This is a genomic window from Duganella rivi (assembly GCF_009857435.1).
Taxonomy (GTDB): Bacteria; Pseudomonadota; Gammaproteobacteria; order Burkholderiales; family Burkholderiaceae_D; genus Rugamonas; species Rugamonas rivi.
In genome coordinates this window covers 505176-519195 of sequence record NZ_WWCK01000006.1, presented here as the reverse complement: position 1 = coordinate 519195, position 14020 = coordinate 505176, and the positions used below count along the sequence as shown (strand labels likewise).

General features: G+C 59.0%; 11 protein-coding genes. 6 read left to right on the top strand and 5 right to left on the bottom strand.

Features of this window, described 5'->3' with window-relative positions; translation table 11 throughout:
• Positions 1–36: 36 nt before the first annotated feature.
• The 3 genes from coaD (at position 37) to GTP45_RS21855 (ending at position 1478) form a co-directional block, all read left to right on the top strand.
• On the top strand, positions 37–528 hold the full coding sequence (gene coaD, locus GTP45_RS21865; RefSeq protein ID WP_161015953.1) for a pantetheine-phosphate adenylyltransferase: 492 nt from the start codon (positions 37–39) through the stop codon (positions 526–528).
• 12 nt (positions 529–540) lie between these two features.
• Positions 541–795: a YfhL family 4Fe-4S dicluster ferredoxin gene (locus GTP45_RS21860; RefSeq protein ID WP_161015952.1), complete on the top strand. Its 255-nt coding sequence runs from the start codon at positions 541–543 to the stop codon at positions 793–795.
• 98 nt (positions 796–893) lie between these two features.
• Positions 894–1478, top strand: a complete 585-nt coding sequence (locus GTP45_RS21855) for a chalcone isomerase family protein (RefSeq protein ID WP_161015951.1) — start codon at positions 894–896, stop codon at positions 1476–1478.
• A gap of 35 nt (positions 1479–1513) precedes the next feature.
• On the opposite strand, the gene GTP45_RS21850 is transcribed toward GTP45_RS21855, so the two are convergent.
• On the bottom strand, positions 1514–1774 hold the full coding sequence (locus GTP45_RS21850) for a hypothetical protein (protein WP_229258582.1): 261 nt from the start codon (positions 1772–1774) through the stop codon (positions 1514–1516).
• Positions 1775–1938: 164 nt separating this feature from the next.
• Between GTP45_RS21850 and GTP45_RS21845 the strand changes: the two genes are divergently transcribed.
• On the top strand, positions 1939–2910 hold the full coding sequence (locus tag GTP45_RS21845; protein WP_161015949.1) for a LysR family transcriptional regulator: 972 nt from the start codon (positions 1939–1941) through the stop codon (positions 2908–2910).
• Positions 2911–2913: 3 nt separating this feature from the next.
• On the opposite strand, the gene GTP45_RS21840 is transcribed toward GTP45_RS21845, so the two are convergent.
• The gene (locus tag GTP45_RS21840; RefSeq protein WP_161015948.1) at positions 2914–4473 is read right to left on the bottom strand and encodes a methyl-accepting chemotaxis protein; all 1560 of its coding nucleotides are present in this window, start codon (positions 4471–4473) and stop codon (positions 2914–2916) included.
• Positions 4474–4533: 60 nt separating this feature from the next.
• On the bottom strand, positions 4534–4989 hold the full coding sequence (locus GTP45_RS21835) for an Lrp/AsnC ligand binding domain-containing protein (protein WP_008443393.1): 456 nt from the start codon (positions 4987–4989) through the stop codon (positions 4534–4536).
• 214 nt (positions 4990–5203) lie between these two features.
• Between GTP45_RS21835 and putA the strand changes: the two genes are divergently transcribed.
• Positions 5204–8857: a trifunctional transcriptional regulator/proline dehydrogenase/L-glutamate gamma-semialdehyde dehydrogenase gene (putA, locus tag GTP45_RS21830; protein ID WP_161015947.1), complete on the top strand. Its 3654-nt coding sequence runs from the start codon at positions 5204–5206 to the stop codon at positions 8855–8857.
• A 42-nt stretch (positions 8858–8899) separates the two neighbouring features.
• Here the strand turns inward: putA and GTP45_RS21825 are convergent, their stop codons facing one another.
• Positions 8900–9586 (bottom strand): 5'-methylthioadenosine/adenosylhomocysteine nucleosidase, encoded by a 687-nt coding sequence (locus GTP45_RS21825; protein ID WP_161015946.1) that lies wholly within the window; start codon positions 9584–9586, stop codon positions 8900–8902.
• A gap of 376 nt (positions 9587–9962) precedes the next feature.
• A complete protein-coding gene (locus tag GTP45_RS21820; RefSeq protein ID WP_161015945.1) occupies positions 9963–12605 on the bottom strand; it encodes a bifunctional diguanylate cyclase/phosphodiesterase in 2643 nt (880 codons plus the stop codon).
• Positions 12606–12972: 367 nt separating this feature from the next.
• Between GTP45_RS21820 and GTP45_RS21815 the strand changes: the two genes are divergently transcribed.
• Positions 12973–14010 carry an NAD(P)H-dependent flavin oxidoreductase gene (locus GTP45_RS21815; protein ID WP_161015944.1) on the top strand — a complete coding sequence of 346 codons (1038 nt, stop codon included), beginning with the start codon at positions 12973–12975 and terminating at the stop codon, positions 14008–14010.
• The last annotated feature ends 10 nt before the right edge of the window (positions 14011–14020 follow it).

Sequence of the window (14020 nt, the reverse complement as noted above, 5' to 3'; positions counted from 1 at the left end):
TGCGCGTTCTATATTGGTGCACTGCAGGGAGCCGCAATGGTAGTAGCTGTTTATCCGGGAACTTTCGATCCGCTGACCCGTGGTCACGAGGACTTGGTGCGTCGCGCATCGGGCCTGTTCGACACGCTGGTGGTTGGCGTTGCCGACAGCAAGAACAAGAAACCGTTCTTCTCGCTTGATGAACGGCTGGAAATTGCCAACGAAGTGCTCGGCCACTATCCGAACGTGCGGGTGGAGAGCTTCTCCGGCCTGCTCAAAGACTTCGTGCGCGAGCATGATGCGCGCGTGATCGTGCGCGGCCTGCGCGCCGTGTCCGACTTTGAATACGAGTTCCAAATGGCGGGCATGAACCGCTACCTGCTACCGGACGTCGAAACCATGTTCCTGACGCCGTCCGACCAGTACCAATTCATCTCCGGCACCATCGTGCGTGAAATCGCCATGCTGGGCGGGGATGTTTCCAAGTTTGTGTTCCCATCGGTTGACCGTTGGCTGCAAAAGAAGATTGCCGCGAATAAAACCGAGTAAGCGAGTACCACCATGGCCTTAATGATCACCGACGACTGTATCAATTGCGACGTTTGCGAGCCCGAGTGCCCGAACGACGCGATCTACATGGGCGCCGAAATTTACGAAATCAACCCGGATAAATGCACCGAGTGCGTCGGCCACTTCGACGAGCCGCAGTGCCAGCAAGTGTGCCCGGTCAGCTGCATTCCCTTCCATCCCGAGCACCGCGAAACCAAGGAACAGCTGTTCGCCAAGTTCGAACTGCTGCAGGCCGCCAAGGCCTGACGAGCCAAAACTGGCAAAAAAGCATGACCGTGCGGCCAACTGCGCCGCTGCGTCTCCACGGTGGTATAGTCCGTTCACATACCACCTCGGAGACATTCATGAACCGTAGAACTACCCTGCGTACCCTCGTGGCCGCCGCTTTGCTGGCCGCCATGCCTGCCTTTGCCGCCGTTGAGGTGGCCGGCGTCAAATTCGACGACAGCATCACCCTGGCCGGCCAGCCGCTCAAGCTGAACGGCGCCGGCGTGCGCACCAAGATGATCTTCAAGGTCTACGCGGCCGGTCTCTACCTGACCGAAAAGAAAACCACGGTGCCGGACGTGCTGGCGGTGGCCGGCCCGCGCCGCGTCGCCATCACCATGCTGCGCGAAGTGAGTTCGGACGACTTCGGCAAGGCCTTCCTGGACGGCCTCAACGCCAACACCAGCAAGGAAGAGCGCAACAAGATCCTGCCGCAAATCACCAAGTTCGGTGAAGTGTTCGCGCAGACGCCGGCGCTGAAGAAGGGCGACCAGCTGTCGCTGGATTGGACGCCGAGCGAGGGCACCCAGTGCTATCTGAATGGTAAAAAACTCGGGGAATTGATGCCGGACGTGGCGTTCTACAACGCCGTGCTGCGTATTTGGCTCGGTGATAAGCCGGTCGATAGTTCCTTGAAGCCGGCCTTGCTCGGGGAAAAATGATGCTGCAACGCGGCAGTTGCTGCCGCGCTTAAATTTTAGGCCCGCGAAGCCATGGCGCGCAGTTCGGCGGCGTGGCTCGGGTCGCATTCGCTGCGGTTCAGCATGCGCTTGAGCAGCATGGCGTCGCGCATCTGGCGGCGCTGCAAACGTTCCTCTTTGCTCAATTTTGGCTTAACCACAAGCACGGCAGCGCGCGCGCAACCGCGCAGCAGCGGCTGGAACAGCACCAGCAAACCGCCGCTCACAGCGATCAGCAGCGCCAGCTTGATAGCGGCGAACCATGAAAAATCTTGCATGAAAGAAATTGCGGTGGACATAGTTTAAGCGTAGCTTTAGAATCTGACGTAACTATAGTGCGGCGCAACATAACTATCCAATTTCCTTTCTCGATAACAATTATTCGTTTGGTGAATGGACTGTGCTATCGTTATTTCTCCAACACCTCTTCCCCTGAGCCGCTATGAGCTTCCTGACGCTGGACTTGAACTTGCTGCGCGTATTCGACGCCGTGATGACAGAGCAAAATCTGACCCGCGCCGCCGGCCACCTGGCCATGACCCAGCCCGCCGTTTCCAACGCCATCAAACGCTTGCGCGAAAGCCTCGGCGATGAACTGCTGATCCGCACTGCCTACGGCGTCAAGCCGACCCCGCGCGCCGAATCGCTGTGGCCGTCCGTGCGCAGCGCGCTGGCCAGCCTGGAAGCGGCGGTGGCGCCGGAAACCTTTGACGTGTCGGCCGCTCACGCCACCTTCCGTATGGCGATGGCCGATGCGACCGCCGCCATGTGGCTGCCGTCGCTGATGCGCTCGATCGAGAGCGAGGCGCCGGGCGTCAATGTGCGCATGGTGCCGCTCACCACGCGCGAACCGCGTCCGATGCTGCTGCGCGGCGATATCGACCTCGCGGTCGGCTTTTTCCCCGGCGTGGCGGCGCAGCTGTCGTACGAGACCGGTTCGCCGATCCGCCACGAGCGCTTGTATTCAGGGAAGTATGTATGCGTGATGCGGCGCGATCATCCGCTGTCCAAGGTTGAGCTGACCCTGGAGAATTACTGCGACGCCAACCACTTGCTGGTCAGCTTCTCCGGCCGCGCCCACGGCCTGGTCGATGAGGCGCTGGCCCAGCTGCAACGCGAACGCCGCATTTTGCTGACGGTGAACCAGTTCTTCACCGCCGGCCGCGTGGTCGCCAACTCGGACTTGATTACCGTGCTGCCGCGCCACTTGATCGCAGCAACCGGCATGACCGACGCGCTGGTGCACAAGGAATTGCCATTCCCGCTGCCGGCGGTGCACCTGGACATGCTGTGGCACGAGCGCGATGCGCGCAGCCCGGCCCACAAGTGGCTGCGCATGCACCTCGAAAAAATGAATACCGTCACCCAGAGCCGCGTCGCCAATCCTCCGACGCCGCCGGCCTCATCTCGTTAATCGCTAATGCTTGCTGCTGGAGCGGTAGCCGATACGGAAACCGCCCCAGTGCTTGCCATCCACGTAAATCGGCGCCGACAAGTCATGCATCACCTCGCCGGTATCGCGCTTGTACGTCTGTAGCAGGAACGGCTTGGTGTTCGAGCCGCAGCGCTTGCCCGTGCGATCGCTGAAAATCCGCTTGGTGCGGTTGTTGACGATGTCGACGTCGTAGTTGCCGGTCAGCGGCTGGGAAAACTTCTTGTTGTGGGTGGGGAAATAGCCATTGTTATCCACAGCGCCCGCATAAGCCAGCTGCGGCATGGCTTGCAGCAAGCCTTCCTGCAGCGGCGGCAGCACGCGGTCGGTGAAATCGTCGAACTTGGTTTTGTGCTTGGGCGGATCGGTATTTGGAATCGGCGTGTAATGACGATCCCACAGCGCCTCGCGCGTGATCTTGCCGGAGGCGATGGCTTGTTCGAAAATCTTGCCCACCTCAGCCGCCGCGCGCTGCGCCGCCATGCGGATCTCGTCATGCGAACTCTCGATATCCGAATCGCCCAGCGCGCCGGTGATGACCTCGGCCCGTTCCGCCAGCGCCATGGCCGAGCTGGCCGCGCGCGGCAGCTCCTTCTCGGTCGACAGCAGGCTGTCGCGAATGCTGGCGATGGCGTGGGCGATTTCCTCAGTGGTGGCGACGTGCTCGCGCGACGCCCGCGCGATCTCGCCGATCTCTTCTTCCGAGACGCCCGACGAACGCTCGATATTGCCCAGCAGCCCGTGCACGGTTTCCACGTTGCCAGCGGCCTCGCTCACTTTCACCGCCAATGAGGTCATGCCGTTGGCCGCCTTCTCGGCTTGCTGATTAATCTCGCGCACCATGGTGCTGATTTCGTCGGTGGCTTCCTTGGTGCGCAGCGCCAGCTGGCGCACCTCGCTGGCGACCACGGCAAAACCACGGCCCTGTTCTCCGGCGCGCGCGGCCTCGATGGCGGCATTCAGCGCCAGCAGGTTGGTGCGGGCGGAAATTTCGCTGATGGCCTCGGTGAAGCCGTAAATCTTGCGGGAGTTGGTTTGCAGCGCGGCCATGACGGCAGCGGCAGTCTGCGCGTCTTCGCGCGCGGTGCGGATGCGTTGCAGGCCGCTGTCGGCCTCGGTGCGGCCAGCGACGGTTTCGCCGCGCACTTGCGCTGCAATCTTGGCGGCGCGCTCGGCATTGGCGGCGATGCGTTCGGTGGTGTCGGCGTTTTGGCTGGAGCTGTGGACAATATTGCCGGCGGTGCTGACGTCGAGCTCGATTTTCTTCTTCACCGAGTCGACAAAGTAGGACGTTTCCGCCGCGCCGATCATGATGGCGTCGATTTCCGCGCCCACGGTGTGGGCAAAGTGGCGCACGCCGCCCTCGTCGCTGTTCTGGCGCGCTGCCCACCACGTCACGGCCGCCCCGCCCAATGCGGCCGGAATCGCCGACGTGACCGGGCCGGCGCCCATCAAGTTAACCAAGTAAGCGAGGCAAGTACCGCCTGCCGTCGCACCCAAAATCCACAATCCACGTTGCACCAACTTATGCTGCAAAAGCTTCATCTGTCCCCCGTCTAAACAACAGGCGCCTTGGGCGTCTCCACTAATTTTATTTCTGTGATGCTACTTTATCGGTAACTTGGTGGTATTCTTCACTTCTTCCATGACAGCGTAGGTGTGCGTCTCGCGCACGCCTTTCTGCAGCAGGGTTTTACCGAGGAATTCGCGATAGGCGGCCATGTCCTTGACGCGCGCTTTGACCAGGTAGTCGAAGCCGCCGGCAACCATGTGGCACTCCAGCACTTCCGGGATCACCTGCACGCTGTGCTTGAAGGCGTCGAACACTTCGGGCGTGGTGCGATCAAGCACAACCTCGATAAAGACAAGCAGGGACACGTCCAGCAGCTGCGGATTCAGTTGCGCCGTGTAACCCATGATATACCCGGATTCGTGCAACTTGCGCACGCGTTCCAGGCAAGCGGCGGGCGACAAATTCACCCGCGCGGCCAGCTCCACGTTGGAGATACGGCCATCGCTCTGCAATTCCATCAAGATTTTTTTGCTGATCTTGTCTAACATTTCCGGGAACTCCCAAATAAATATTATTTGGTTAAATTGTCTCACCAAAAACTATCTATTGCTAGCCCCTCGCATTACCAGAATTAATCCAGAAGAAATCCCACTACAATCGAATCATAAGCAGTTCACCTCATTTCACGCTCGCCAGCCACGCTGACCGGGCGTGTTTTTGTACGTGGGCCGGCTCCCCAATTTTTCTTCTGAGAGTACCTCCATGCAAGCAGCAAGCACCTCCGGTTTCACCCCGTTCGCCGCCCTACAGGCTGAAGTCCTGCGCGACCCAATTCCCCTGCGCGCAACAGTCACCGCAGCCTATCGCAAAGACGAAGTCAGCGCCGTCCAATGGCTGCTCGGCGAGCTGAAAAACCACGACGCCGCCAGCATCCAGCAGGCCCAGCAACTGGCCCATAAACTGGTCAGCTCGGTGCGCGCGGAGCGTACCCGCGCCTCGGGTGTTGATGCGCTGATGCATGAGTTTTCGCTGTCTTCGGACGAGGGTGTGGCGCTGATGTGCCTGGCCGAGGCACTGTTGCGTATTCCCGACAACGCCACCGCCGACCGCCTGATTGCCGACAAAATCAGCAAGGGCGACTGGCGCAAGCACCTGGGCGAATCGCCATCGCTGTTCGTGAATGCCGCCACCTGGGGTCTGCTGATCACCGGCAAGCTGGTCGGCACCAGCAGCGAAGCGGGCCTCGGCTCGGCGCTGACCAAGCTGATCGCCAAGGGCGGCGAGCCGCTGATCCGCAAGGGCGTGGATCTGGCGATGCGCATGCTGGGCAACCAGTTCGTCACCGGCCAAACCATCGATGAAGCGATCAAGAACGGCCAGGCCAACGAGGCGCGCGGCTATCGCTACTCCTACGACATGCTGGGCGAGGCCGCGCTGACCGAGGCCGATGCCAAGAATTACTACGCTTCGTACGAAACCGCGATCCACGCCATCGGCAAGGCCTCGAACGGCCGCGGCATCCGCAACGGCCCGGGCATCTCGGTGAAATTGTCGGCGCTGCACCCGCGCTACAGCCGCGCCCAGCGCGCCCGCGTGATGGAACAGCTGCTGCCGCGCGTGCGGGAACTGGTGCTGCTGGCCAAGCACTACAACATCGGCCTGAACATCGATGCGGAAGAGGCGGATCGCCTGGAACTGTCGCTGGATTTGATGGAAGCACTGGCCGCTGATCCTGCGTTGGAAGGTTTCGAAGGCATCGGCTTCGTGGTGCAGGCTTACCAGAAACGCTGCCCGTTCGTGATTGATTACCTGATCGATCTGGCCAAGCGCAGCGGCCGCAAATTCATGGTTCGCCTCGTCAAAGGCGCTTACTGGGATGCCGAAATCAAGCGCGCCCAGGTGGACGGCATGAGCGGCTACCCGGTCTACACGCGCAAGGTCTACACCGACGTGTCCTACCTCGTGTGCGCGCAGAAACTGCTCGGTGCACAAGGCCTGATTTATCCACAATTTGCCACGCACAACGCGCAAACCTTGTCGACCATCTACACCTGGGCCAAGCGCGACGGCATCACCGACTACGAATTCCAGTGCCTGCACGGCATGGGCGAGTCGCTGTACGACCAAGTGGTGGGCAAGGACAACCTCGACAAGGCGTGCCGCATCTACGCGCCGGTCGGCACCCACGAAACGCTGCTGGCCTACCTGGTGCGCCGCCTGCTGGAAAACGGCGCCAACTCGTCGTTCGTGAACCAGATCGTCGACGAAGCAATTCCTATCGAGTCGCTGCTGAAAGACCCGGTTGAAAGCGCGCGCGAGCAGGGCGGCAAGCCGCACGCCGGCATCGCCCTGCCGCTGGATATGTTTGGTTCGGAGCGCAAAAACTCGGCCGGTTTCGACCTCGCCAACGAAAACGTGCTGCGCGAGATTTCCGCCGCACTGGCAACGCCGCGCAACTGGCACGCCGCACCGCTGCTGGCAGGCGGCGTGAGCGTCGGCCAGCCGGTGCTGAACGTCACCAACCCGGCGCAACGCAGCGATATCGTCGGCCAACTGGTGGAAGCCACTGCCGCCGACGTGGAAACCGCGCTGACCAGCGCCAGCAATTTCGCCATGGACTGGCAAACCACCGAACCGTCGCAACGCGCCGCCGCCCTGACCAAGGCTGCCGACTTGTTCGAAGCCAACGCCATGGAACTGATGACCTTGGCCATCCGCGAAGCCGGCAAATCGCTGCCGAACGCGGTCGCCGAACTGCGCGAAGCGGTCGACTTCCTGCGCTACTACGCGGCCGAAGTCAGCGGTGCGACCAACACCTTGGCGCTGGGTCCGGTGACTTGCATCAGCCCGTGGAACTTCCCGCTGGCGATTTTCACCGGCCAGGTAGCCGCTTCGCTGGCAGCCGGTAACGTGGTGCTGGCCAAGCCAGCCGAGCAAACGCCGCTGATCGCTCACCGCGCGGTGGAATTGCTGCACGAAGCGGGCGTTCCGCGCGCCGCGTTGCAATTCCTGCCGGGCCGTGGCGAAGTGGTTGGCGCCGCGCTGACCGCCGATAGCCGCGTCAAGGGCGTGATCTTCACCGGCTCGACCGAAGTGGCGCAACTGATCAACCGCACGCTGGCCAAGCGCGCCGTGGCGGAAAACGCCGACATTCCGCTGATCGCGGAAACCGGCGGCCAGAACGCCATGATCGTCGACTCGTCGGCGCTGCCTGAGCAAGTGGTGCAGGATGCGATTTCGTCGGCCTTCGACAGCGCCGGCCAGCGTTGCTCGGCCCTGCGCGTGCTGTTCCTGCAGGAAGATATCGCTGAAAAAACCATCAAAATGCTGAAAGGCGCGATGCTGGAACTGAACGTCGGCACGCCGGATCGCCTGGTAACCGACATCGGCCCGGTGATCGACGCCGAAGCGCAGCAAAACCTGCTGGCCCACATCAACAAACTGAAAGCGACGGCGGTCGATTACTTCTCGCTGGACTTGCCATCGAGCGTGACCAGCGCCGGCACCTTCGTGCCGCCGACCGTGCTGGAAATCCGCTCGCTGGCCGAGCTGACGCAAGAAGTGTTCGGCCCGGTGATGCACGTGATCCGCTACAAGCGCGCCGACCTGCCGAAAGTGGTCGAGCAAATCAACGCCAGCGGCTTCGGCCTGACCTTGGGCGTGCACTCGCGCATCGATGAAACCATCGACTACATCGCCAGCAGCGCGCACGTCGGCAACATCTACATCAACCGCAACATCGTGGGCGCGGTGGTGGGCGTGCAGCCGTTCGGCGGCGAAGGCAAATCCGGCACCGGCCCGAAAGCCGGCGGCCCGCTGTACCTGAAACGCCTGCAACGCGGCGCCGTGACGGCGCCTGCACACGAGCGCGTCAGCACCCCGGCGCTGGATGCGCTGGTGGTCTGGTCGAAAATGCACGGCCACGAGCGCGTGGCCAGCCTGGCCGAGCAATACAGCCGCTCGACCCAGCTCGGTAGCCTGACCACGCTGCCGGGCCCAACCGGCGAGCGCAACACGCTGGCGCTGGTGGCCCGTGGCGGCATCGTCTGTGCAGCCGGCACGCTGGGCGGCCTGCTGAATCAGCTGGCGGCAACGCTGGCGACCGGCAACACCGCGATCGTGAGCGGCGAAGCGGCCAAGTTGCTGCCGGCCGACCTGCCTGCGGCCGTGAAAGACCGCATTCAGACCGTTTCCAGCCTCGACAGCTGCGAATTCCAGATTGCTTTGGTGGAATCGATGCTGGCAGCAAGCTTGCACGCCCCGCTGGCGGCCCGTAAAGGCGCCCTGGTGGGCTTGATCAGCACCAACGAGGACGCAGCCATCCCCCTGTGGCGTTTGCTTGCTGAGCGCGCTCTGTGCGTGAATACGACCGCAGCAGGCGGCAACGCCAGCCTGATGACGCTGCAAGCGTCCTAAATCGACGTAAAACAGCAAAAAGCCGGGTTCGCCCGGCTTTTTTTACGCCTTGCAGAAGTTTTGAATCACATCAAAGGCGTAGCGTGAGGCTACGCCTTTGATGAAATGCATGAAATCCACCGCTGCATCGTCGTTGGCGTTGTCTGAGATCGTCCTGATCACGGCAAACGGGATGCCCAGTTCGAAACACACTTGCGCAACCGCTGCGCCTTCCATTTCCACTGCCAATAAATCGGGCAAATCGGCTTTTAACGCCTGAATTTGCGTCAATTTGCCGATAAATTGATCACCGCTGGCGATCAAACCGCGATGCACGCGCGTAATTTGTCCAGCAGCGCCAGCCAATCTTTCCGTCAACGCGACGTCGGTAGCAAAGCGCGACAAGCTGGTCAGCGGAATTTCAAATCTTGGAAACAGCGGGCTGGCATCGAAGTCATGCTGAATCAACGATTCCGCGACCACGATATCGCCAACGTTGACGTTTTTATCCCCGCTACCGGCAACGCCGGTAAAGATGATGTGGGTAACTTCGAACTTCTCCACAAGGATGGCAGCTGTCATGGCTGCAGCAACCTTGCCTATACGCGATAAAACGCACACAGCGTCGATTTCCCAGAGTTTTCCGCTCGTGTACTCACGCATGCCGTGAAAGTGCTTAGAAGGGCTCTCAAGGGCTTCTATCAGCCCCTGCTGTTCTTCAGCCAACGCACTAATGATGCCTAGACGCATGTTTTTCCTTGGATTTTGAATTGTCGTCTGTGGAGATCAACGGCTTTTTCCACAGCGCGTAGCGAAAAAAAGTGGATTTTAAGACGTTTTTTGCTGTGTAGATGGCTTTCAAAACGCGAACAGCCGCGCTATTCCGCCTGCGGCTTCTTCGAAGTCGTGGTTTTAGTTGTTTACAAAAGGTTTATATAAAAATAGTGGTAATAGTAAACGTACAAATTGCTGTGGATAACTCATGTATACGTTTACGAATCATCTGTTTACGGCGTAAACAACATGCTGCATAAGCGCTGTATCAGTTCAGGAACAAATTCTGGATAAAATCAGTGCCTGTGGTCAAAAGAGATGCTTGGTCACATCTCATCCTGTGGATATCCAGTTACTTATACACAGGCGAGCACTGTTTTTGTAGTTGTTTTTCCAATTCTTCACCCGAAATGGGCTTGGAGAACAGGTATCCCTGCCCAAAATCGCATCCAGCAGCGGTCAAAGCGGTCAATTGCTGCGGTGTTTCGATGCCTTCCGCGATGACTTTGATGCCCAGCTTGTGCGCCATCGCAATAATTGCCTCACAAATCAGCATGCCGTCGTTGCCTTGGTGGATGAATGCCGGATCGATCTTGATGTAATCGATGGCAAAGCGCTTCAAAAACGCCACCGAGCAGTGGCCGGAGCCAAAATCATCCAAAGAAAGCTGCATGTGAGCATGTTGAAACGCCAAAACGCGGTCGGAATTGTTGTTGGCCGTCTCTAACAGCAGGTTTTCCGTCACTTCGATGATGATGCTGTGAGGACTGAGCTTCAGTTCTTGCAGAAAATCCAGCCATTCCTGGTAGTTGCTGCCGTCGTCATGGAACTGCCAAGCCGATTTATTCACGCCAACCTGGAAGGCCGGCGAACTCAGCGCCTGCAATTTCTGCACTTCGCGCGCTGCTTGGCGGAAAACCCAGTCGCCGATGCCGGTAATCATGCCGCTGCTTTCAGCCACCGCAATAAATTCGGCCGGATTCAGCAGTCCGCGGGTCGGATGTTGCCACCGAACCAGCGCTTCGGCCTTGACGATGGCGCCGTTGGCCAAGTCGATAATCGGCTGGTACATGATGCGGAGTTGATCGCGCTGCACGGCTTCGCGCAGTTCGTTAACCAAATTCATGCGCACGCGCGTGGCTTCCTGCATGAAGGGCGCGAAGTAGTTGAAGCGGTTACGGCCCTGTTGCTTGGCCGCGTACATGGCCTGGTCGGCGTTTTTGATCAAAGTTTCAGCATCCTTGCCGTCTTCCGGGTACAAAGTGATGCCGATGCTGCTCGAAATGTGGGCGAGATTCTCTCCCAGCTGGAACGGTGTGCTCATTTTCTTGAGGATTTCTTGCGCCGTGCGGACGACGTCGCCGGCATTGTGCAACTCGCTCAAGATCACGGTGAACTCGTCGCCGCCAAGACGGGCTACGGTATCGGTGCTGCGAACCGAACTGGAGAGCCGAGTTGCCACTTCTTTCAGCAAGATGTCGCCCTTGTCGTGGCCCAACGTGTCGTTGATTTCCTTGAAGTAGTCCAGGTCGACGAAAACCAGCGCCATCGGCAACTGCGAGCGGTCGGTTTTCTTCATTTCCTGCCGCAGATGCTCGTGAAACATGCGCCGGTTGGGCAGGCCGGTGAGGGCGTCGAAGTTGGCCTGGCGCCAAATCAGTTCTTCGGACGCTTTCTTTTTCGTGATATCGCTGAGCAAAGCAACGTAGCGGTAGGGATTTCCCACCTCATCGTAGACGGTGTTGACCAGCATCGAGACCAACACCTCCTCGCCGTCGCGGTTGCGTTGCCACAGTTCGCCCTTCCAGTAGCCGGTGTTGGTGACGCACTCGAACATGCGGTCGAAAAATTCCTCGTCGTTGCGGCCGGAGGCCAGCTCGTAGGCGCGGTGGCCGATCAATTCTTTTTCGGTGTAGCCGCTGAGAACGGAAAACGCCGGATTTACCGTCAGGATTTTGCCGTCATGATCAGTCACCATCATGCCTTCGCCGCTGTTTTCGAATAATAAGCCGGTCAATTTCAGCGATTCTTCGTTGGCCAGCAGCTGCCGTTCCATTTCGCGGCTGGCGGTGTACAGCGTGCGGTAGCGTAATTCCCGTTCTTCCTGCCTGGTGTAAGTGCGCAGCGAAAAATGGCCGGCACCCAGCATCAGCAACAGCAAGATGGTCAAGCCGGCGCCGGCGATCAGGTAATTTTGTTGCAGCAAACGGGCCGATTCGGTGTCATTGCTGCCAACCACGATGATCAACGGCAAGCCTTCAATCACGCGGTAACTGAAAATCCGCGTCAAGCCGTCGATCACACTGACGGTTTTGTAGGTACCGGAACTGGCGCGGCGCACATTGTCGAACAGGGCGGTAGGGCCAAGATCGCGGGCAAAAGCTAGTTCGAAATTGGGCACGCGAGCAATGATTTTGCCGCCACCGTGCACCAGCGTGATCGAGATGTCCGAGTTGAAACGCGAATTTTCAAATACTTTGACGTAGCGGTCGACACTGAGCGGTGCAACCACCACGCCAAGGAACTCGCCTTTCGCTGTTTCCACTCGCCGGCTCAGGTAAAACAGCCGTTTTTTGCTGACTTTACCGATGGCAGGTTCGCCAATGTACAGCTTGCCCTTGTGGCTGTTGTCGAGATGAACTTTGAAGTAGTCGCGATCGGCGTACGAGGTGCCGAAGATGTTGGTGCCGGTCGATGTGGCAACCGCGTTGCCTTTGGGATCGATGAACGAGATCCAGTAATCGCTGTTGAAGCTGGAACCACGCGAAGAAAGCACGTCGGACATGGTTTCCGGCGAATGACTTTGCTTGGCAGGCAGCATCTTGATGGCGTTGGCAAACCCAATCAGCGATAAATCCACCGACTGAATCGAGTAAAGCACATGCGCTTCCATCGCTTTTACGTAGTGCTCGGTTTGGGACTGAACGGACAGTTCGCGTTCGATGTAGGAAGTTCGGAATTGGCTGACGACGACGGCAATGGCAAGGGATGCCATCAAAAAAAGGCCTGTCATCAAACGTCGCCGAAACCGCAGATAGGCAGGCGACCGGAGATTTTTGCGATGGGAAGGCAAAACGACTCCAGCAGAGGCTGTTTGTTTGCAAAGTCAGTATATCGGTTTACTCTAAGAAGGTAGATATAAAAATAGTGATAGTTGTTAACATCGACATGTTTCTGTGGATAAGTCACCATTTTGGATTAGAATCAGTCGTTTACGCGCTTTATAAACCGGCTCGTAAACCTTGTATGAGCAAAGAACTGTTTTGGGATAAAAAAAGCCGTCCGCAAAAACCGTTTGTTTACTCACATTTGGCACCTGTGGATATCCATATGGTTATCCACAAGCCCGAACAGGGGATTTAATGACCTTAGCAGCCATTTTTCCGCATCCCATCATCCAGGGCCCTATGGCTGGTGGCAATAACACGCCTGCGCAAGTGGCGGCGGTGTCGAATGCCGGTGCGCTCGGTTCGCTGGCCTGCTCCCTGTTATCGCCGGATGCGATCCGCGCGCACACTGGCCAAATCCGGGAACTTACCCAGAAGCCGTTTTGCCTGAATTTCTTCGTGCTGGAAACGCCGCAGCCGTCGGCTGCCGAGGTGGCGCAAGCCAAAGAATGGCTCAAGCCATATTGGTCTTCATTTGGCTGGAACGAGCTGCCAACGCCTGCTAAATGGTGCGAAGATTTCTCCGCCCAGTTTGAAACGCTGCTGGAATTGCGGCCGGCCGTGGCGAGTTTTACTTTCGGCATCCTCAGCGCGCAGCAAATTCAGCGTTTGCATGACGCTGGCATTTTCGTGATCGGCACGATTACCCATGCGGAAGAAGCACGCGCGTGGGAAAGCAGGGGCGCCGACGCGGTCATTGCTTCCGGCGTGGAGTCGGGCGGACATCGCGGCACTTTCATCGGCGCGCAGGAAGATGCGAAGTTGACGACTTTTGAGCTGCTGCCGACCGTGGTGGCGGCCGTGAATATTCCCGTGATTGCTGCCGGCGGCATCATGAACGGCGCCGATATCAAGCGGGCGCTGGACGGCGGCGCCCAGGCGGTGCAGATGGGCACGGCGTTTTTGGTCACCGACGAATCGAGCATCAATCCCGCCTACAAGCAGCGCCTGCTAACGGCGGGCGATCAGCCTACCCGGCTGACGCGGACTTTTTCCGGCCGTTATGCTCGCGGCCTGGAAAATCGCTTTATGCGCGAAATGGCCGCTATTGAGCGGCAACTTCCGTCATATCCTATTCAAAATGCACTAACGTCGCCCATTCGTGCGGAAGCGTCGAAACGCGGCGAGACCGAACTGATGTCGTTGTGGTGCGGCACCGGCGTGGCGCGCGCGCGGCCGATGGCGGCGGCAAAACTGGTGGAGACGTTGCTGGCGGAGATCAGCGCACAATAAAGGAGGCGGT